This is a genomic window from Enterobacter wuhouensis, assembly GCF_004331265.1.
GTDB lineage: Bacteria > Pseudomonadota > Gammaproteobacteria > Enterobacterales > Enterobacteriaceae > Enterobacter > Enterobacter wuhouensis.
This window is the reverse complement of record NZ_SJOO01000002.1, coordinates 430106-447622: the sequence shown is the minus strand read 5'-3', so window position 1 is coordinate 447622 and position 17517 is coordinate 430106. Positions and strand designations below refer to the sequence as shown.

The window sequence follows — 17517 nt, the reverse complement described above, 5'->3', positions numbered from 1 at the left end:
ACCGTTTTATGGTAGCCTGCACAAAACGCTAACCGCAGGATGTGTCGTCGCTATGTCTATTCAGAAAATCGCTCAGCTCGCCGGAGTCTCCGTGGCGACGGTCTCCCGCGTGCTCAACAACAGCGACACCGTGAAGGCGAAAAACCGCGAGCGCGTTCTGCAGGCGATCCAGGAGAGCAACTACCAGCCGAACCTGCTGGCGCGCCAGCTGCGCACCGCCCGCAGCTATATGATCCTGGTAATGGTCTCCAACATCGCCAACCCGTTCTGCGCCGAGGTGGTGAAGGGCATTGAAGAAGAGGCGGAGAAAAACGGCTACCGCATCCTGCTATGCAACTCCGGCTCGGACATCGAGCGCTCCCGCTCGGGCTTAAGCCTGCTGTCGGGCAAAATCGTCGACGGCATTATCACCATGGACGCCTTCTCGAAGCTGCCGGAACTGGCCGCGCTGATTGGTGCCGCGCCGTGGGTACAGTGCGCCGAATACGCCGATGCGGGCGCGGTCTCCTGCGTGGGGATTAACGACGTCGACGCCTCGCAGCACGCCGTCAGCCAGCTGGCTGAAAGCGGGCGCACGCGTATCGCGATGATAAACCACGACCTCAGCTATAAATATGCCCGCCTGCGCGAGCGCGGCTACAAGAGCGTGATCCACCTGAAGGACCTGGACTATCAGGCGGTGGAATACGCCAGCGATCTCAGCTCGCGCGCCGGGATGGCCGCGATGCAAAACCTGCTGAAAGAGAACCCGCCGGACGCGGTCTTTGCGGTGTCCGATACCCTGGCCGCAGGCGCGCTGCGCGCCATTCAGCAGGCGGGGCTGCGGGTGCCGGAGGATATTTCGGTCGTGGGGTTTGACGGCACGGAGCTGGCGGACATGATTTCGCTCACCACCATTGAGCAGCCTTCGCGGGATATCGGGCGCAAGGCGGTCGATTTGTTAATGAATAAAATCGACAACCCGGATGCGCCTACGGAAAGGGTGATGATGGACTGGCGCTATATTTCCCGCGCCAGCGCCTGATTATTTAACGAGTGCGCCCGCCAGGGAGCGAATATCGTTCCCGGTCGGCGACTGGTGAATGCGCAGACCAAATTCATCCACCACCGCGTAAATATGGTCGAAAATATCCGCCTGAATCTCCTCATATTCCGCCCAGATCACCGTGTTGGTGAAGGCGTATATTTCAATCGGCAGGCCGTTAGCGTCCGGCGCGAGCTGGCGCACCATCAGCGTCATATCTTTGCGAATGCGCGGGTGGTTGCGCAGATATTCATTCAGGTAGGCGCGGAAGGTGCCGATATTGGTCATCTTGCGCAGGTTTAATACCGATTCCCCTTCACCGTTCTCCTGATTCCAGAGGGTAATTTCCTCGTGTCGCGCGGCCAGATACGGCTTCAGCAGCCTCGCCTGTATCAGCTTCTGCTGCTCCTGCTCGTCGAGAAAATGAATGCTGGTGGTGTCGATATTCAGGCTGCGCTTGATGCGTCGACCGCCGGAAGCCGACATGCCGCTCCAGTTGATAAAGGCGTCGGACACCAGCGCCCACGTCGGAATGGTGGTGATGGTGTTATCGAAGTTGCGCACCTTGACGGTGGTCAGGCCGATGTCGGTCACCGTGCCGTTGGCGCCGTACTTCGGCATCTCCAGCCAGTCGCCGAGCTTGAGCATGTCGTTGGCGGAAAGCTGAATGCCCGCCACCAGTCCGAGTATCGGATCTTTAAAGACCAGCATCAGCACGGCGGCCATCGCACCCAGGCCGCTAATCAGGATCGCCGGTGACTGGCCGATCAGCAGGGAGATAATCAAAATCCCCACCAGGATGGCGCTCACCAGCTTAACGCCCTGGAAGATCCCCTTCAGCGGCAGCTGGGACGCGGTGGCCATCTTTTGCGACAGATTAAATATCACGTCCAGCAGCGAGAAGAAGGAGAGCAGGGCATAGACCATTACCCACAGCTTCGCGCAGGTAGTGAGTATTTCCGCCGCTTCGCTGCCTTTTTGCAGCCACAGAACCGCCTGAACGTTGACGATTATCCCCTGCAGGGTAAAGGCCACGCGGTGAAATAATTTATTCTCGGTAATGATCTGCAGCCACAAATGGCTGCTTGCCCGCGCGCGCTTTTCAAAGGCGCGGAGCACCACTTTGTGCAGAATAAAATGAACGATGATGGCGGTAAGAAAAATAATACCAAAGATAATCACTAAAGAGGTGGTGTGATTAATTTCAATCCCTAACTCTTCAACCTGAGCAATTAATTCCTGCATAACGTCTCCTGTATTGATGCAGCCCCATAATGGCGGCTGCGGATTAATTATGCAAATTCACAGGCTTATTTGGTGGCCTGGCAAACCTTTACCACCGGTAAACAGAGGCGATGGCGCATGCGCAGCGTCGCCAGCGCCAGCGCGACCATCATCGCAGTTTCTACCGTCAGGAAAACGTTAACCGCCTGGGTGTAGTCCCCGTGATGGTTTTGCAGCGCGTGCAGCAGAATCGCGCCAAAAATGGCCGGACCCAGCCCCAGCGCGGCCTGCTGCAGCGTGCTGAGAATGGCGCTTGCGGCACCCGCGTCGTCGGGCTTGATATCGCGCATCCCGATGCGGTAGAAGCTGTTCACAATCAGCGCCTGCCCGTAGCCGACCAGCCCGGTCGCGGGTGCCAGCGTCAGCGCGGTGTTGTTCATGCCCCACGTGCGGAAGGTGGCAACCAGCGCCAGCAGGCCGACAATCTGGATCGCCAGCCCGGTGAGCAGAATGGTGCTGGTGCTGTAGCGGGCAATCAGGCGCGGCGCGAACCACGCGGAGATAAAGTAGGTCACTCCGAGGGCGATGAAGCTGTTTCCGGACTGCCACGGCGCCATGCCAAGGCCGGTCTGCATGGTCAGCGCCATGCAGAACATAAACCCGGACCAGACGCTGAAAAAGAGCATCGCGATCAGCACGCCAAAACGGATGCTGTTGAGCTGCATAAGACGCGGCGGGATCAGCGGGTGCGCATCTTCACGCTCTTTTTTACGCGCGTTTAGCACCATTAAATATGCCAGTGGAATAATGGCCAGCAGCGCAGCCTTCAGCGGCCATGACCAGTGCCACTGCGGGCCAAGCGCCATCGGGAACAGCAGGCAGCAGAGAATCATCGCCAGCAGAGCCGTACCCGGCCAGTCGATGCGCGATGGCGTATCGCGACGGGTCTCCGGCACGTAGCGGCGGCTCAGCGCCAGCACCACCAGACAAATCGGCACGTTGATAAAGAAGGCGTTACGCCAGCCCAGCCCGGCGATATCCGCCGATACCAGCCAGCCGCCGCCCATCTGGCCGACGATGAACGCAATCCCGCCGATGCCGCCGAACAGGCTGATGGCTTTGGCGTGCGCCGTGCCTTTTAACGTCACGTGCAGCGTCGCGAGAATTTGCGGCATGATCAGCGCCGCGCCCGCGCCCTGAACGATGCGCGCGGCCAGCAGCTGTTCGATGTTTCCCGCCATGCCGCACAGCAGCGAGGCCAGGCCAAAGCTCGCCACGCCCCACATAAACAGGCGACGGCGGCCAAAGTTATCCCCCAGCTTGCTGCCGAGCGCCAGGCAGACGGCGAAGGCCACGCCGTAGAGCGCGACGATCAGCTCCAGTTCGGTCGCCGTAGCGTGTAAAGAGTGGGTGATGGAGTCCAGCGCGACGTTGGTAATTGAGGTATCAATCAGCGGCAGCATCTGGCCGGTTAACAGCAATATCAGGCCAGCGCGGCCCGGTGAAACAACTGACGTATTCATGGGATCTCCATTGCGTCATTCATCAGATGGTCGTAGCATCAACCATCTGATAAACGGGTACCAGTTCTTACTTATACTGGTACTGGCACTACCATGCAGGGGGATTTATGGCCTTGATGTCTGAACCCGTCGTCTCACTTCAGGATGACACGCGAAAACAGCTCGGCGCATTTTTGCGCGCCCGCCGTGAAAGCCTCGATCCGCAGCGTCTCGGCCTGCCGCGCAGCGGGCGCCGACGCACGCCGGGCCTGCGCCGCGAAGAGGTGGCGATGCTCGCTGACGTGGGCGTGACCTGGTATACCTGGCTTGAGCAGGGCAGGGACGTCAATCCGTCCAGCGCGGTGATGGCGGCCGTGGCGAAAGCCTTGCAGTGCACCCCGACCGAAGCGCGACACGTTTTCGTGCTCGCCGGTCTGCCGCCGGGCGAAGCGCCGCAGGCGGTCTGCTGCGAGGGCATCAGCGAAGGCACGCGCCGCCTGCTCGACACGCTGATGCCGAAGCCTGCCAGCATCCAGAAGCCGAACTTCGACATCGTGGCGTGGAACGACAGCTTTGGGCACCTGATGGGCGTCGATTTCAATGAGATCCCGCCGGAAGACCGCAACTGTATTTACCTGTTCCTCACCCACCCGGCGTGGCGCGCGCGGCTCGGCAGGCGCGACGACGTGCTGCCGATATTTGTCTCCTACTTCCGCGCGGCGATGGCCGAGCACCGGGGCGACCCGCTGTGGGAAGCGAAGCTGGCGCGCTTCTTTGCCGTGTCCGAAGAGTTCAAAACCCTGTGGCACCAGCGCAACGACGTGCGCGGCGTGGAGAACCAGCTCAAGCTGTTTACCCATCCCGAGCTGGGGGATTTTACGCTGCAGCAGATGTACTGGTACTCCGCGCCGCGAAACGGATCGCGGCTGCTGGTGTATCTGCCGGTGGACGAAGCGGGGGAGAGGGCGATGGAATGGCTGGCGGAGCAGGTAAAATGAACGTCACCCGCAAACAGGAACGCCTCCTGCGCCGCGCGCTCACCGAGTGGGAGCAGGAGGGCGCATTAACCGCCGACGAGCACCAGCGCCTTGCCGGAACCTTACGCCGCGTCACCATGGACTGGCAGCGCCTCAGCCGTTATGCCTTCTGGACGGCGCTGGCCTGCGTCATTATCGCCATCGGCAGCCTGTTCTCCGACAGCGAGCTGATGGCGCGCATCATCGAATTCTTCGCTTTTTCTTCTCTCGCCCGCATCGGCCTGCCTGCGGTGATTGCGGTGCTGTTTTACCTGTGGGGATTCAGCCGACAGCGGCGGGAAACCTGGTGGCACTACAGTACCGAGGCGATTCTGTTCCTCGGCGTGCTCTTTACCGCCATTGCGCTCTGGCAGCTTGGCGAGCGGCTCGATAACGGCAGCGGTCACGTTGCGCCGCTGTTCCTGGCCGGATGCGCGATCTACGGGCTGGTGGGCTTCTTTGGCCGTTCGGGGCTGGTGTGGCTGTTTTTCCTGCTCTCGCTCGGCAACTGGTTTGGCGCAGAGACGGGCTACATGTCCGGCTGGGGCGCGTACTGGCTGGGGATGAACTACCCGGTGCGGTTTATCTTCTTCGGCGGCGCGCTGCTGGCGCTGTGCCGGGTGTTGCGTGCAGTGCTGCAGGCGCGGCATCTCTATGCCACCAGCAAAGCCATGGGGCTGACGTATCTGTTTGTGGCCCTGTGGATCATGTCGATTTTCGGCAATTACGATATCGACAGCTGGTACAGCGTCACGCGGGCCTCACTCCTGCCGTGGGCACTGCTGTTCGCCGTGGCGGCGGTGCTCTGCATTTACATCAGCCTGAGAACCGACGACGGGATGCTGCGCGGTTTTGGCCTGACGTTCCTCGCCGTTAACCTCTATACGCGCTACTTCGAATACTTCTGGGACGGGATGAACAAAGTGGTGTTTTTCCTGATCCTGGCGGCGTCGCTGGCGGTGATTGGGCGGTATGCGGAGAAGATTTGGCATGCGGGGAAATAAATTTTTTGCGAGGCGCTTTCAGGGAATTATTGCGGATCCGGTATGACCCGATAAAAGCAGGTAAGGTAAGTCACTAAAGGCAATATTAGCCTTTAATGCAAATTGCCTTATGTGTTAATATCATCAGGGATGAAATACCGTGTTCAGACTTATCGTTCATGAGGCGGTCAGGGAAGAGATTCTCTTACTGCCTGCAGGGGTGCAGGCGAAGCTAATTCGCCAGCTTGATAAATTGCGCTTAAACCCGACGGCTCTTCGGGAACCTGACAGCAAACCACTGACGCATGGTCTGTTTGAAATCAGGACCGTTGGGCTGATCCATACCCGAGGTATTTATGTTTACCAGCGGGAAAAGACGATTTTTCTTTTGCGTGTATTTGTTAAGAAGACGCAAAAAACGCCCTCAGCTGAACTCCGTCTGGCATTAAAACGACAACAGGAGATGTTGGATGAGCAAGAAGATTATTGACTGGGACGCACTCAGAGCGGAACTGTTAAGCGATTCAGAGGTTCAGGCTTCTTTTGATGCAGAAGAGCGCAAGGAGCGCCTGCGAGAGATGCTGGCGCAATGGCGGAACCAGGCTGGTTTGACGCGCGCACAGGTGGCGGAGCGAATGGGCGTCAGCGCACCCACCGTATCAAGAATGGAAGCGAATATTACCCGGGCGAGCCTTGATACGTTAACGCGTTATGCACTGGTGTGCGGGGTTAAACACCCGCAAATTACGCTTTACTGAAAACAGGCACGCCGGAACCCAGCGTGCCACTAAGGATCAGCACTCGGTCAAAATCGTGCTCAGCGGCAGGCGAGATTTCGGCAGCGTGGCGTTGAAATCTTCCACGCTGTGGTGCCCAACCGGTACAACCACCAGGCTGGTAAAGCCTTTCTCTTTCAGGCCAAACTCTTCGTCGAGAATAGCGGCGTCGAAACCTTCAATCGGCACCGCGTCCAGACCCATCGCGCCCACGCCCAGCAGGAAGTTACCGACGTTCAGGTAAACCTGTTTCGCCATCCACTGGTCGTCATCCTTCAGATCCACGCGGTGCATGTCGGCAAAGTAGTGGCGGCCTTTATTGTTGGCGGCTTTAGCTTCTGGCGTGTTGAAACGGCCATCGGCCTCTTCCTGCTCCACCACGCGCTCAAGCCAGGCATCGTCCATTGCGGTTTTCGCGCAGAACACCACCACGTGAGAAGCATCCAGCATTTTGCGTTCGTTGAACACGTAGGTCCCCGCGGCGGATTTCGCCACGCGCGCTTTCCCTTCCTCGGTGCTGGCGACAATAAAGTGCCACGGCTGGGAGTTGGTGCTGGACGGGCTGTACTGCAGCAGGGTTTTGATTTTTTCCGCTTCTTCCGCGGTCAGTTTTTTGGTTGGATCGAACGCCTTGGTCGAGTGACGTTTCAGGGCGACAGAAATGATATCCATAACAACTCCTGGTAATAAAATTCGCCCGTACGCGGGCGCGAAAGGAGAGCAGATTACCGCGCGAAGCGGGAAAAGATAAGTGCGATTCGAGCGGTTAATCTGTTCGTCTCAGGCGAACAATCAGGCCGGGCGTATCCATTTTTGGTCTTTTTTGGGCAGCTTATCGACCACCAGGTTCCATGAGTCATTGATGAAATCGGTAACCACCTCAGGCGTGATGTCATCGGTGCCGTAGAGTGAGATCCAGTGCTTTTTATTCAGGTGATAGCCCGGTTCAACGCCGCGGTAAATCTGCTGATTCAACAGCGATTTTTCAGGATCGGATTTCAGGCTGACGTGGGGGCGACCGCGTACAACCGCCATCAGCATAAAAATCTTCCCGCCCACTTTAAACACGTCGTATTCGGGCCCAAACGGCCAGCAGTGTTCCGTAAAAGGCAGTTCCAGCGCCGCGCGTTTTGCGTGTTCCTGCAAGGACTTACCGTCCATCGCTATCCTCCTGAGCCAGCCCGCGCCACATGGCCTCAAAGCCCAGCGCTTTAAAATCGACGGCGCGGGAGGGATCGCGGGTGGCAAATTCCATCGTCGTTTCGGCCAGCGATAAGAAAATCGCATCGCCGAAGGTTTTAAATTCGTCGGACATAAACACCTGGCGCACCGAGCGGCGGCACAGCTCGTGCAGCTCCGGGAACATATCCTTCACGGCCTGTTCCGTCTCGGCGTTGATCTTCTCACTGACGCCCAGCTGGCGAATGGCGGCGTGTGCGAGAGGATTTTTAATCCCCCAGTCGACATAGCTGTTCCAGATGTTACGCGTGTGCTCTTTGGGCTGGGTGAGTGAGCGATCCAGATTAGACAGCATCGCCTGGCAGAGATCCTGCTTCAGGTGCAGGTAGAGGGCATTCAGCAGATCGTCTTTCGTCGCAAAGTAGCGAAACAGGGTGCCTTCGGCAACGCCCGCGTTACGGGCAATGAGCGCCGTTGAGGCGGCAATCCCCGACTGCGCAAATGCAGCGGTTGCTGCTTCCAGTAAGGCCTGTTTTTTATCTTCACTCTTCGGACGTGCCACTAAATTCTCCCCTTTGTCAATTGTAAAAAAGCGTATTGAAGCATGCGGTTCATACTGCTGCAACGCGGAATGTCAAAGATCGAAAACGTCTTGACGATATATTCATCGTATCTAATAATGAGTGCTTACTCACTCATAATCAAGCTTAACCCGCGTAAACCATCGGACGGGGCGCGTATTCGGGTCAGGAAATGAAAAAGCCTCTATTCATCTGCGTGGTGTTTGTCATGATTATTGCTTCAGCGGCCAGTTTACCTTTTGTTCTGAACGCCGGTTTCGGCCAGCCCCCGCAGGGCGATCGGCTTTCCGAGGTGGAAGCCTCCCCGCAGTATCGCGACGGGACATTCCACAATACGCTGCCGACGCCGGGCTTTACCGGTCAACAAAATATGCTGGTGGCGTGGTGGCAGTTTCTGACCCGTAAAACCGAAAACGCACGACCGGCGCAGCCGCTGCCGCTGGTGAAAACCGATCTCGCGAGCCTGCCGCTGGAGCAGGATACCCTGGTGTGGCTCGGCCACTCGTCATGGTATATGCAGCTGGCGGGGAAACGCATTCTGATCGACCCGGTGCTTGGCAACTACGCCGCGCCGTTTTCGTTCCTCAATAAGGCCTTTGCCGGTGAGTATCCGTGGCATGCGGAGAGCATGCCGGAGATCGACCTGCTGATTATCTCGCACGATCACTACGATCATCTGGATTACACCACCATCAGGGCGCTGCTGCCGAAGGTGAAGCGCGTAGTCACGCCGCTGGGCGTGGGCTCCCACCTGCGCTACTGGGGCATGAACCCGGAGATTATCGACGAGCGGGACTGGAACCAGGCGGTGCGCATTAGCGATGAACTGACGGTGCACGTGCTGCCGGCGCGCCACTTTTCCGGGCGCGGCATCAAGCGCAATCAGACCCTGTGGGGCAGCTTTATGTTCGTCACGCCAGGGCAGAAGGTCTATTACAGCGGTGACTCCGGCTATGGCCCGCACTTCAAGGCCATCGGCGAGCAGTTTGGCGAAGTGGATTTAGCCATCATGGAAAACGGTCAGTACGACCAGGACTGGAAGTACATCCACATGCTGCCGGATGAAACGGCGCAGGCCTCGGCGGATCTCAACGCGAAAGCGGTGGTGCCGGGACACAACGGGCGCTTCGTGCTGGCGAAGCACACGTGGAACGATCCGCTGATCCAGCTGGCGCGGGCCAGCAAGGACAAAAATTATCGGTTGCTGACGCCAGAGCTGGGCGAACCGGTTCGCGTGGGCGACAGCACGCAACAATTTCGTGAGTGGTGGGAATAATGTTTAACCGAGAAGCAGAGGGGGAGAGCAGCATGACTATTTCCGCTCAGGTCATCGACACCATCGTCGAGTGGATTGACGACAACCTACATCAGCCGCTACGCATCGAAGAGATTGCCCGCCACGCGGGATATTCGAAGTGGCACCTGCAGCGGCTGTTTATGCAGTACAAGGGGGAAAGTCTGGGGCGCTATATTCGCGAGCGCAAGCTGCTGCTGGCGGCGCGCGACCTGCGCGAATCGGACGAGCGCGTGTACGACATCTGTCTGCGCTACGGGTTTGACTCGCAGCAGACGTTTACCCGCATATTTACCCGCACCTTCAACCAGCCGCCGGGCGCGTACCGTAAAGAGAACCATAGTAGGGCGCACTGAAAAACATCCCCTCACCCCGGCCCTCTCCCCAAAGGGGCGAGGGTGTAATCGTCCCCTCACCCCGGCCCTTTCCCCAAAGGGGCGAGGGTGTAATCGTCCCCTCACCCCGGCTCTCTCCCCAAAGGGGCGAGGGTGTAATCGTCCCCTCACCCCGGCCCTTTCCCCAAAGGGGCGAGGGTGTAATCGTCCCCTCTCCCCTTTGGGGAGAGGGTTAGGGTGAGGGGCCAGACCGCACCCAGTTTACCAGCTGTAATTCATCGTCGCCGTTACCGTCCGGCCTATCCCGTAGAAGCACGCCGTATCGCTTGCGCACGATGCCACATACTTCGTATCCGCCACGTTATTGACGTTGAATTGCACGCTCGCCCCTTTCAGGCTGCGGCTCATCTCGCCCAGGTCGTAGCTGACCATCGCGTCATACAGATCCACCGACGGCACCTTGAAGGTGTTTTTCGCGTCGCCGTAGCTGGTGCCGATGTAGCGCATCCCCACGCCGGCGGTCAGGCTCTTCAGCGCGCCGCCGGGCACGGTATAGCTGGCGAAGGCCGAGGCCATATGCGCCGGAATACGCGCTGGCGTTTTGCCTTCGGTCCCCGCGACCGTGGTGCTCCTGGTTTTCGCATCCGTGTAGGTGTACGAGCCAATCAGGTTGACGTTGTCCAACAGCGTGGAGTGGATTTCCGCCTCAACGCCCTTCGAACGCACCTTGCCCGCATTCTCGAACCAGCCTTCGGCGCTGTTGTAGGTCGCCACGTTGTCCTGGGTTAAATCGTACAGGGCCAGGGTCATCAGGGTGGTATCGACCGGCTGATACTTCAGGCCAATCTCGGCCTGCTCGCCGGTGGTCGGCTTAAACGGCCCCACGCCCGGCGCGCGGTTGGTTTGCAGGTTCGGTTCAAACGAGGTGCTGTAGCTGACGTACGGCGACAGTCCAGAGTCGAACGCGTACAGCAGGCCGGTACGCCAGGTGAACTTGCTGTCGTTTTGCTGGGCAAAGCTGCCGTCGGTGAAGTCATTGGTGCGCACTTCGCTCCAGTCGTAGCGCCCGGAAACCAGCCACTCCCAGCGGTTCCAGCTCATCTGGTCCTGCAGATACAGCCCCATCTGGTCGAGATTTTGCTGTTCGTCGGTGGCGGCCTTAAAGGTACTTTCGTCCACGTTTACGCCGTATACCGGGTTTCGCCAGTCGAGGTCATACTGCGAGCCGCTCCCGCGCGCCAGCAGCTGTTTATCTTTGCTGGTTTTATAGTCGAATCCGCCGAGCAGGGTATGGGAGACTTCACCGGTATTCGCCAGGTACTCCAGCTGGTTGTCGAGGCCAAACTCGTTGGTGGTGCGTTCCTCGTGCTGGGCGCGACGCGTTAGCACCGAGCTGTTGGCGGCGCTGGTGGCGTAGACCAGATACCGGTATTTCTGCCTGATGGTGGCGTAACGTGCGTTCTGGCGCAGGGTGAGGTTATCGGCGAACTGATGTTCCAGCTCGTAGCCAATCATCGTCTGCTCGCGCCAGGACTGATTATAATCCGGATCGCTGACGTTAAAGTCGCGCGGGATGTATTTTCCGTCGACGCTTTTTACCGTGCCGTAGGCGGGCAGGAAGTTGCGGTAGCCCGCGTCCGGATCTTTCTGGTAGCTGGTCAGCAGCGTAAAGCGGGTCCGATCGTTCGGGTACCCGGTGATGGCAGGGGCAATCGCCATCCGCGTCTCTTTGTAATCATCCACCTGATTATGCTGGGTGCGGGCAATCCCGTTCACGCGGTACAGCACGCGGCCGTCGTCGCTGAGCCTGCCGCCGACGTCAAATGCACCTTCGGCGAGGGCGTTATTGCCGGTGCGGAACTGCACGTTGTGGATGGATTCAGCGGTCGGGCGCTTGCTGGTCATGCTGATGAGCCCGCCCGGGTTCACCTGGCCAAACAGAACGGACGCCGGGCCGCGCACCAGCTCCACGCGCTCCAGCAGCCACGGATCGATGGTGCCCGTCTGTGACGAGGCCGTTGCGCCAAAGCTTAATCCGTCGAGGAATTTCGGCACATAGCTAAAGCCGCGCACAAACACCTCGTCGTTACGGTTTGACGATCCGCGATACTCGGTGAACACCCCCGCCGAGTAGCGCAGCGCCTGCGACACGGAGGTGACGTCCTGCATCTGCATCTGATCGCGGGTGATCACCGACACCGACTGCGGCGTCCTGACGATCTCAGCGCTGGTTTTGGTCGCAGAGAGAGTTTTTGTCGCCACAATCCCCTTCACGGGCGCGGTGGGCTCCTGACTCGTCCCTTGCGTCACCGTGATGGTTTCTTCTTTCGTTTCTGCCTGAGCCGTCACGCTGGCCGCGGTCAGGCTCAGCAGCCAGAGCTGCATTATCTTATTATTTTTAAACATTTTTGTTGAACGTCCTTGGTTGCTATCGCCATAAAAACACCGGTAAATCGGTCTGGATGATATTGCAAATTATTACCATTTGCATTAGCGTTGTTAACAAATTTCGTCGGGGAACATGCGGTAATGAAGAGGGTATGGAGTGGGTTGTTATTAGGGATAGGCGCGCTACCCGCCGTGGCGGCGACGTGCGAACACTCTTCCCTTCAGGGCGATGTGCAGGGGAAGTTTGATGCCAGCGGTGAAGTCTGTTTTTTACTTCCGCCGCTGGACGAGAATTACGTATCCGCCACGCTGAACGGCGTGACCGATGCGCGCCTGCTGTACGGGCAAAACCGCCGCATTCGCACGCTGGTCGAGAATGGACCCGCCGACGGGGAACACACGCTGCTTTTTGCCCTCCCGGTGAAGCAAACCAGCTCGCTGGTGCTGCACGGTGAAGCGGGCAAGCCGTGGCGTTTTCAGTGGCGGATGAAAGAGACCTCCGCCTTATCGCGCGAACAAATCCTGGCGCCTGAAAGCCCGACGCTTCAGGCGCTGGCAAAAGAGATTGCTGCCGGTGGGAGTACCAACGCGTTCTGGCAGGCGCAGAGTCGGCAGGGAACGCCGATGGTGGAGCCGGTGGATGCGGGCCATAAGCGCGTCACCTTCCTGTGGCGCGGCGCGCGGGACAACGTTTTTATCCTTGGCTCCCCGGCGGGGGATCACGATCCGCTTTTCCGGCTGGGCAAAAGCGACGTCTGGTTCCGCAGCTACGTGGTGCCCGCCGATACGGTGATGCAGTACAAGCTTGCGCCGGACGTGCCGGTCATTGACGGATCGCCACGCGACCAGCGGCGCGCGATCCTGGTGAGCGCCCAGGCCGATCCGCTCAACCCGACGTCCTTTGGGGGGCAAAAGACCGATCGCTGGAACCGCTATTCATTGCTCGATCTCAGCCCCGCGCGCTACTGCACCGTTCAGGCCACGGCGCAGCCGCTGGTGCACGGCACGCTGAGCCGTCAGAACATAGCGAGCAAGATCCTCGGCAATTCCCGCGAAGTGATGGTCTACAAGCCGCGCGGCGCGCAGCCCGCGCGCTGGACGCTCATCCTCTTCGACGGGCAGATTTATCAGGATGAATACCGCTTCGCCAACGTGCTGGACGGTCTTATTGCCCGCCATCATCTTCCGCCGATTAACGTGGTGTTTATCGACAGCCTCGATCACGCCCGACGCGGCAAAGAGCTGCCGCCAAATCCGGACTTCGCCGACTTTATGGCGCACGAGCTGCTGCCGTGGCTGCGCGGGCAGGGCATTGCGATGCAGCGGCAGAAAACGGTGCTGGCGGGGTCGAGCTACGGGGGCATTGCCTCGTCGTGGGTGGCGCTGCGCTACCCGCGCCTGTTTGGCAACGTGCTGAGTCTTTCAGGCTCGTACTGGTGGGCGCCGAAGGGGGAAGCCCCCGGCTGGCTGACGCGCCAGTATCAGCAGTCGCCGCCGTATCCGGTGCGATTCTGGCTGCAGGCCGGGAAGTTCGAAACCGCGGGGCCGGGCGGGGGGATCTATCGCACAACCCAGGAATTTGAACAGGTATTGCGGGAGAAAGGCTATCGCGTCAGTTTCAGTCCGTCATCCAGCGGCCACGACTACGCGGCCTGGTGCGAAGCGCTGATCCACGGCATGCGTGATTTCACCGGCCTACGACGCCAGTGAAAACCAGCGGCGCCAGACGAAACGCAGGATGAAGAATTCGATGGCGCCGAGCGCTAAAAACCACAGGCAGAACAGAATGGTGTAAAGCTGGTTAAGATCGACCATGTGGAAGGTCGTCATCAGCTTCTGCGCCAGCACCAGACCCAGCGACGGCGCGGGTAGCAGCAGGCAGGAGATCAGGGCCAGCAATAAAATGCCCCCGGCCGTAAGCAGCGATTCTAACGGGTGTTTCATCGTAATGTTAATCGTCAGTTAAAAATGTCATTGTCCGGCATCCTGTTTCGTAAAGCAATATCAATCCGGCCGACGAATTTGAATATCACATAGCCTTTATTCCGCATTTCATAACTAAAAAAAGAATAATATTGGCCGGTCGATTAAATTAATATCGCGTTATGTAAATAAACGTCTGCATCAGGAAAATAATTTTACAAACGTATAGGTGCTGTATCCAATTAACGTAGCAATAACAATGGCTGCGACAATGTATAACGCCAGGCGCCGTCCGCGATAAATACCAAACATGCTGTCTCCTTGTTTAATGTTGGTTTAGAAATATTTTGTAAAAATCATCTTATCGAATTAATTTTTAGCAGTTTTGAATAACTCCGTTGTCATTATATTGCTTTAGATCAATTTAACCCGCAAGAATTAAAATTGAATTAATTAAAGCCAGAAGGGAATTCCGGCTTCCGTCCACCGGATATTGAAGGAAAAATACCATGACCAAAAAAAATTTCTCACAGAATATGCCACCCGCGGGCGGGCAGGCGTACCAGCAGACCGTAGAGCAGGTGCTCGCTCAGGCGCAGAGTCAGGCTAACGGCCTGGACCGCGCCGAGGCGCAGGCGCGTTTGCAGAAACATGGCCCGAACGCCCTGCCGGAGAAAAAAGGCAAGCCGGGCTGGCTGCGTTTTCTCGCGCACTTTAACGATGTCCTGATTTACGTTCTGCTTGCGGCGGCCGTATTAACCGCGGTGATGGGCCACTGGGTCGATACGCTGGTTATTCTCGGCGTGGCGGTCATCAATGCCTTAATTGGCCATATTCAGGAAAGCAACGCGGAAAAATCGCTGAAGAGTATTCGCAATATGCTCTCCAGCGAGGCGCGCGTTATTCGTAACGGCAACCACGAAACGATACCCACAACTGAAATAGTCCCGGGCGATATTATTGTATTACGCGCGGGAGATCGTATTCCGGCGGATATGCGCTTAATCGAAGCGCATAATTTACGCGTGGAAGAGGCGATTCTGACCGGTGAATCCACCGTGGTGGATAAGCACACGAATCCGCTGAGCGGCGAACTGCCGCTGGGCGACCGCACCAACATGGTCTTCTCCGGGACGACCGTAAGCGCGGGCGGTGGCGTCGGCCTGGTCACCGCGACCGGCAAGGATACGGAGCTTGGCCACATCAACCAGATGATGGCGGGCATCGAAAAGCACCGCACGCCGCTGCTGGTGCAGATGGACAAGCTGGGTAAAGCCATCTTCGCCATTATCCTGGCGATGATGGCCGCGCTGTTTGTTTTCAGCCTGGTGTTCCGCGAGATCCCAATGGGCGAGCTGCTGCTCTCCCTGATTAGCCTGGCGGTGGCCTCCGTGCCGGAAGGTCTGCCGGCGATTATCTCCATCATCCTCTCACTGGGCGTGCAGGCGATGGCGCGCAAGCGGGCGATTATCCGCAAGCTGCCGACGGTTGAAACCCTGGGCGCGATGACCGTGGTGTGCTCGGATAAAACCGGCACCCTGACCATGAATGAGATGACGGTCAAAGCCATCATCACCGCCGACACCTGCTATCGCGTGGACGGTAACAGCTACGAGCCGGTGGGCAACATTTACCTGGAAGGCAGCGACGAGCCGGTGCAGATCCAGCCGGGCACCGTGCTGGAGCAGTACCTGCGCACCATCGACCTGTGTAACGACAGCCAGATGATTCAGGACGAGCGCGGCCTGTGGGGCATTACCGGTGGGCCGACCGAGGGCGCGCTGAAGGTGCTGGCGGCGAAGGCTAACCTTGCGCCGGTCATGACCACGCTGATTAACAAGATCCCGTTCGACTCGCAGTACAAGTACATGAGCACCCACTACCAGATTGGCGGTGAGGAGCAGATCCTGATCACCGGTGCGCCGGACGTGATTTTCGCCCTGTGCGCCGAGCAGCAGACCCGCAACGGCACCGAAGCCTTCAACCGCGCGTACTGGGAAGCCGAGATGGAGCGCTATGCGCGTCAGGGGCTGCGCATGGTTGCCGCGGCGTTCAAGCCGGCAAACGGCGAGCAGACGCTGACGCACGATGACCTGAGCCACGGCCTGATCTTCCTCGGCATCGCCGGGATGATGGACCCGCCGCGTCCGGAAGCCATTGATGCGATTAACGCCTGCCAGCAGGCGGGGATCCGCGTGAAGATGATCACCGGGGATCACCCGCAGACGGCGATGAGCATCGGCCAGATGCTGGGGATCACCAACAGCGAGCAGGCGGTCACCGGCTACGAGCTGGAGAAGATGGACGACGCCGCGCTGGCGGAAGCCGCGGTGAAGTATGACATCTTCGCCCGCACCAGCCCGGAGCATAAGCTGCGCCTGGTGAAAGCGCTGCAGGACAAAGGCGAAATCGTCGGCATGACCGGTGACGGCGTGAACGACGCCCCGGCGCTGCGCCAGGCGGACGTGGGCATCGCGATGGGCATCAAGGGCACGGAAGTGACCAAAGAGGCGGCGGACATGGTCCTGACGGACGATAACTTCGCCACCATCGCCAGCGCGGTGAAAGAGGGGCGTCGCGTCTACGACAACCTGAAGAAGACCATTCTGTTCATCATGCCGACCAACCTGGCGCAGGGGCTGCTGATTGTGATTGCGCTGCTGGCGGGGAACATTATTCCCCTGACGCCGGTGCTGATTCTGTGGATGAACATGGCCACCTCCGCCACGCTCTCCTTCGGCCTGGCCTTTGAGGCCGCCGAGCGCAACATCATGCGCCGTCCGCCGCGTCAGACTGGTCAGCACGTGATGGACGCCTACGCCGTGTGGCGCGTGGCCTTCGTCGGCACCATGATTGCCATCGCCGCCTTTGCGCTGGAAGCCTGGCTGGCCCCGCGCGGCCACAGCGCGGAGTTCATCCGCACCGTGCTGCTGCAGATGCTGGTCTGCGCCCAGTGGGTGTACATGATTAACTGCCGCAACACCGACGGGTTCTCTCTGAACCGCGGCCTGCTGGCGAACAAAGGTATCTGGCTGGTGACGGGCGTGCTGTTCCTGCTCCAGGCGGCGATCATCTACCTGCCGTTTATGCAGATGCTGTTCGGCACCGAAGCCCTGCCGCTGCGCTACTGGTTTGTGACCCTGGCGGTCGCGGGCGTGATGTTCTTCGTCGTCGAAGTCGAGAAGCGACTGACCCGCAGGTTCCGTAAGGCTGCGTAACGAAAACCTTAAAACCTTACCCCTCACCCTGCCCTCTCCCCAAAGGGGAGAGGGTGTTCAAGTTCCCTCTCCCC

Annotated in this window: 16 protein-coding genes; 9 read left to right on the top strand and 7 right to left on the bottom strand. The window is 58.8% G+C overall.

Annotated elements, in window-relative coordinates; all coding sequences use genetic code 11:
* Positions 1-52 precede the first annotated feature (52 nt).
* Positions 53-1024, top strand: coding sequence for a LacI family DNA-binding transcriptional regulator (locus E0L20_RS06175; RefSeq protein ID WP_131633176.1), 972 nt, complete (start codon positions 53-55; stop codon positions 1022-1024).
* Here E0L20_RS06175 and E0L20_RS06170 read toward each other — a convergent pair whose 3' ends face one another.
* Both E0L20_RS06170 and E0L20_RS06165 read right to left on the bottom strand, forming a co-directional pair.
* Complete coding sequence (locus E0L20_RS06170; protein ID WP_131633175.1) at positions 1025-2269, bottom strand: mechanosensitive ion channel family protein; 1245 nt, start codon at positions 2267-2269, stop codon at positions 1025-1027. It lies immediately after the preceding gene.
* Positions 2270-2334: 65 nt separating this feature from the next.
* Complete coding sequence (locus tag E0L20_RS06165) at positions 2335-3771, bottom strand: MFS transporter (RefSeq protein ID WP_131633174.1); 1437 nt, start codon at positions 3769-3771, stop codon at positions 2335-2337.
* 107 nt (positions 3772-3878) lie between these two features.
* On the opposite strand from E0L20_RS06165, the gene E0L20_RS06160 reads away from it, so the two are divergent.
* The 4 genes from E0L20_RS06160 to E0L20_RS06145 all read left to right on the top strand — a co-directional run bounded on the left by E0L20_RS06160 (position 3879) and on the right by E0L20_RS06145 (position 6507).
* The gene (locus E0L20_RS06160) at positions 3879-4748 is read left to right on the top strand and encodes a helix-turn-helix transcriptional regulator (RefSeq protein WP_131633173.1); all 870 of its coding nucleotides are present in this window, start codon (positions 3879-3881) and stop codon (positions 4746-4748) included.
* Positions 4745-5770, top strand: coding sequence for a DUF2157 domain-containing protein (locus E0L20_RS06155; protein WP_131633417.1), 1026 nt, complete (start codon positions 4745-4747; stop codon positions 5768-5770). Before E0L20_RS06160 ends, E0L20_RS06155 begins: the two co-directional genes overlap by 4 nt.
* Positions 5771-5909: 139 nt before the next feature.
* Positions 5910-6239 (top strand): type II toxin-antitoxin system RelE/ParE family toxin, encoded by a 330-nt coding sequence (locus tag E0L20_RS06150; protein ID WP_131633172.1) that lies wholly within the window; start codon positions 5910-5912, stop codon positions 6237-6239.
* Positions 6220-6507 (top strand): helix-turn-helix domain-containing protein, encoded by a 288-nt coding sequence (locus E0L20_RS06145; protein WP_131633171.1) that lies wholly within the window; start codon positions 6220-6222, stop codon positions 6505-6507. Before E0L20_RS06150 ends, E0L20_RS06145 begins: the two co-directional genes overlap by 20 nt.
* A gap of 36 nt (positions 6508-6543) precedes the next feature.
* Here the strand turns inward: E0L20_RS06145 and nfsB are convergent, their stop codons facing one another.
* The 3 genes from nfsB to E0L20_RS06130 form a co-directional block, all read right to left on the bottom strand.
* Complete coding sequence (gene nfsB, locus E0L20_RS06140) at positions 6544-7197, bottom strand: oxygen-insensitive NAD(P)H nitroreductase (protein WP_131633170.1); 654 nt, start codon at positions 7195-7197, stop codon at positions 6544-6546.
* 120 nt (positions 7198-7317) lie between these two features.
* Positions 7318-7686 (bottom strand): MmcQ/YjbR family DNA-binding protein, encoded by a 369-nt coding sequence (locus E0L20_RS06135; RefSeq protein WP_131633169.1) that lies wholly within the window; start codon positions 7684-7686, stop codon positions 7318-7320.
* A complete protein-coding gene (locus E0L20_RS06130) occupies positions 7676-8266 on the bottom strand; it encodes a TetR/AcrR family transcriptional regulator (RefSeq protein WP_131633168.1) in 591 nt (196 codons plus the stop codon). Before E0L20_RS06130 ends, E0L20_RS06135 begins: the two co-directional genes overlap by 11 nt.
* Before the next feature lie 191 nt (positions 8267-8457).
* Here E0L20_RS06130 and E0L20_RS06125 point away from each other — a divergent pair, with 191 nt between their 5' ends.
* Together E0L20_RS06125 and E0L20_RS06120 are read left to right on the top strand one after the other, a co-directional pair.
* Positions 8458-9561: an MBL fold metallo-hydrolase gene (locus E0L20_RS06125; protein WP_131633167.1), complete on the top strand. Its 1104-nt coding sequence runs from the start codon at positions 8458-8460 to the stop codon at positions 9559-9561.
* Positions 9562-9593: 32 nt separating this feature from the next.
* Positions 9594-9935, top strand: a complete 342-nt coding sequence (locus E0L20_RS06120; protein ID WP_119935465.1) for a RamA family antibiotic efflux transcriptional regulator — start codon at positions 9594-9596, stop codon at positions 9933-9935.
* 240 nt (positions 9936-10175) lie between these two features.
* Here E0L20_RS06120 and E0L20_RS06115 read toward each other — a convergent pair whose 3' ends face one another.
* Positions 10176-12320, bottom strand: coding sequence for a TonB-dependent siderophore receptor (locus tag E0L20_RS06115; protein WP_131633166.1), 2145 nt, complete (start codon positions 12318-12320; stop codon positions 10176-10178).
* A gap of 123 nt (positions 12321-12443) precedes the next feature.
* On the opposite strand from E0L20_RS06115, the gene E0L20_RS06110 reads away from it, so the two are divergent.
* The gene (locus E0L20_RS06110; protein ID WP_131633165.1) at positions 12444-14012 is read left to right on the top strand and encodes an alpha/beta hydrolase-fold protein; all 1569 of its coding nucleotides are present in this window, start codon (positions 12444-12446) and stop codon (positions 14010-14012) included.
* Here E0L20_RS06110 and E0L20_RS06105 read toward each other — a convergent pair.
* Positions 13998-14246, bottom strand: coding sequence for a DUF1158 domain-containing protein (locus E0L20_RS06105; RefSeq protein ID WP_010428319.1), 249 nt, complete (start codon positions 14244-14246; stop codon positions 13998-14000). The two genes, E0L20_RS06110 and E0L20_RS06105, sit on opposite strands and share 15 nt — an antisense overlap.
* Before the next feature lie 488 nt (positions 14247-14734).
* Here E0L20_RS06105 and E0L20_RS06100 point away from each other — a divergent pair, with 488 nt between their 5' ends.
* Positions 14735-17443, top strand: a complete 2709-nt coding sequence (locus E0L20_RS06100; RefSeq protein WP_131633164.1) for a cation-transporting P-type ATPase — start codon at positions 14735-14737, stop codon at positions 17441-17443.
* The last annotated feature ends 74 nt before the right edge of the window (positions 17444-17517 follow it).

What these genes read in the sequence shown, in the direction of transcription:
- E0L20_RS06115 (WP_131633166.1), bottom strand. Translation starts at nt 12,320, where the DNA reads ATGTTTAAAAATAATAAGATAATGCAGCTCTGGCTGCTGAGCCTGACC.
- E0L20_RS06175 (WP_131633176.1), top strand. Translation starts at nt 53, where the DNA reads ATGTCTATTCAGAAAATCGCTCAGCTCGCCGGAGTCTCCGTGGCGACG.
- E0L20_RS06110 (WP_131633165.1), top strand. Translation starts at nt 12,444, where the DNA reads ATGAAGAGGGTATGGAGTGGGTTGTTATTAGGGATAGGCGCGCTACCC.
- E0L20_RS06105 (WP_010428319.1), bottom strand. Translation starts at nt 14,246, where the DNA reads ATGAAACACCCGTTAGAATCGCTGCTTACGGCCGGGGGCATTTTATTG.
- E0L20_RS06160 (WP_131633173.1), top strand. Translation starts at nt 3,879, where the DNA reads ATGGCCTTGATGTCTGAACCCGTCGTCTCACTTCAGGATGACACGCGA.
- E0L20_RS06120 (WP_119935465.1), top strand. Translation starts at nt 9,594, where the DNA reads ATGACTATTTCCGCTCAGGTCATCGACACCATCGTCGAGTGGATTGAC.
- E0L20_RS06170 (WP_131633175.1), bottom strand. Translation starts at nt 2,269, where the DNA reads ATGCAGGAATTAATTGCTCAGGTTGAAGAGTTAGGGATTGAAATTAAT.
- E0L20_RS06125 (WP_131633167.1), top strand. Translation starts at nt 8,458, where the DNA reads ATGAAAAAGCCTCTATTCATCTGCGTGGTGTTTGTCATGATTATTGCT.
- E0L20_RS06145 (WP_131633171.1), top strand. Translation starts at nt 6,220, where the DNA reads ATGAGCAAGAAGATTATTGACTGGGACGCACTCAGAGCGGAACTGTTA.
- nfsB (WP_131633170.1), bottom strand. Translation starts at nt 7,197, where the DNA reads ATGGATATCATTTCTGTCGCCCTGAAACGTCACTCGACCAAGGCGTTC.
- E0L20_RS06165 (WP_131633174.1), bottom strand. Translation starts at nt 3,771, where the DNA reads ATGAATACGTCAGTTGTTTCACCGGGCCGCGCTGGCCTGATATTGCTG.
- E0L20_RS06155 (WP_131633417.1), top strand. Translation starts at nt 4,745, where the DNA reads ATGAACGTCACCCGCAAACAGGAACGCCTCCTGCGCCGCGCGCTCACC.
- E0L20_RS06135 (WP_131633169.1), bottom strand. Translation starts at nt 7,686, where the DNA reads ATGGACGGTAAGTCCTTGCAGGAACACGCAAAACGCGCGGCGCTGGAA.
- E0L20_RS06100 (WP_131633164.1), top strand. Translation starts at nt 14,735, where the DNA reads ATGACCAAAAAAAATTTCTCACAGAATATGCCACCCGCGGGCGGGCAG.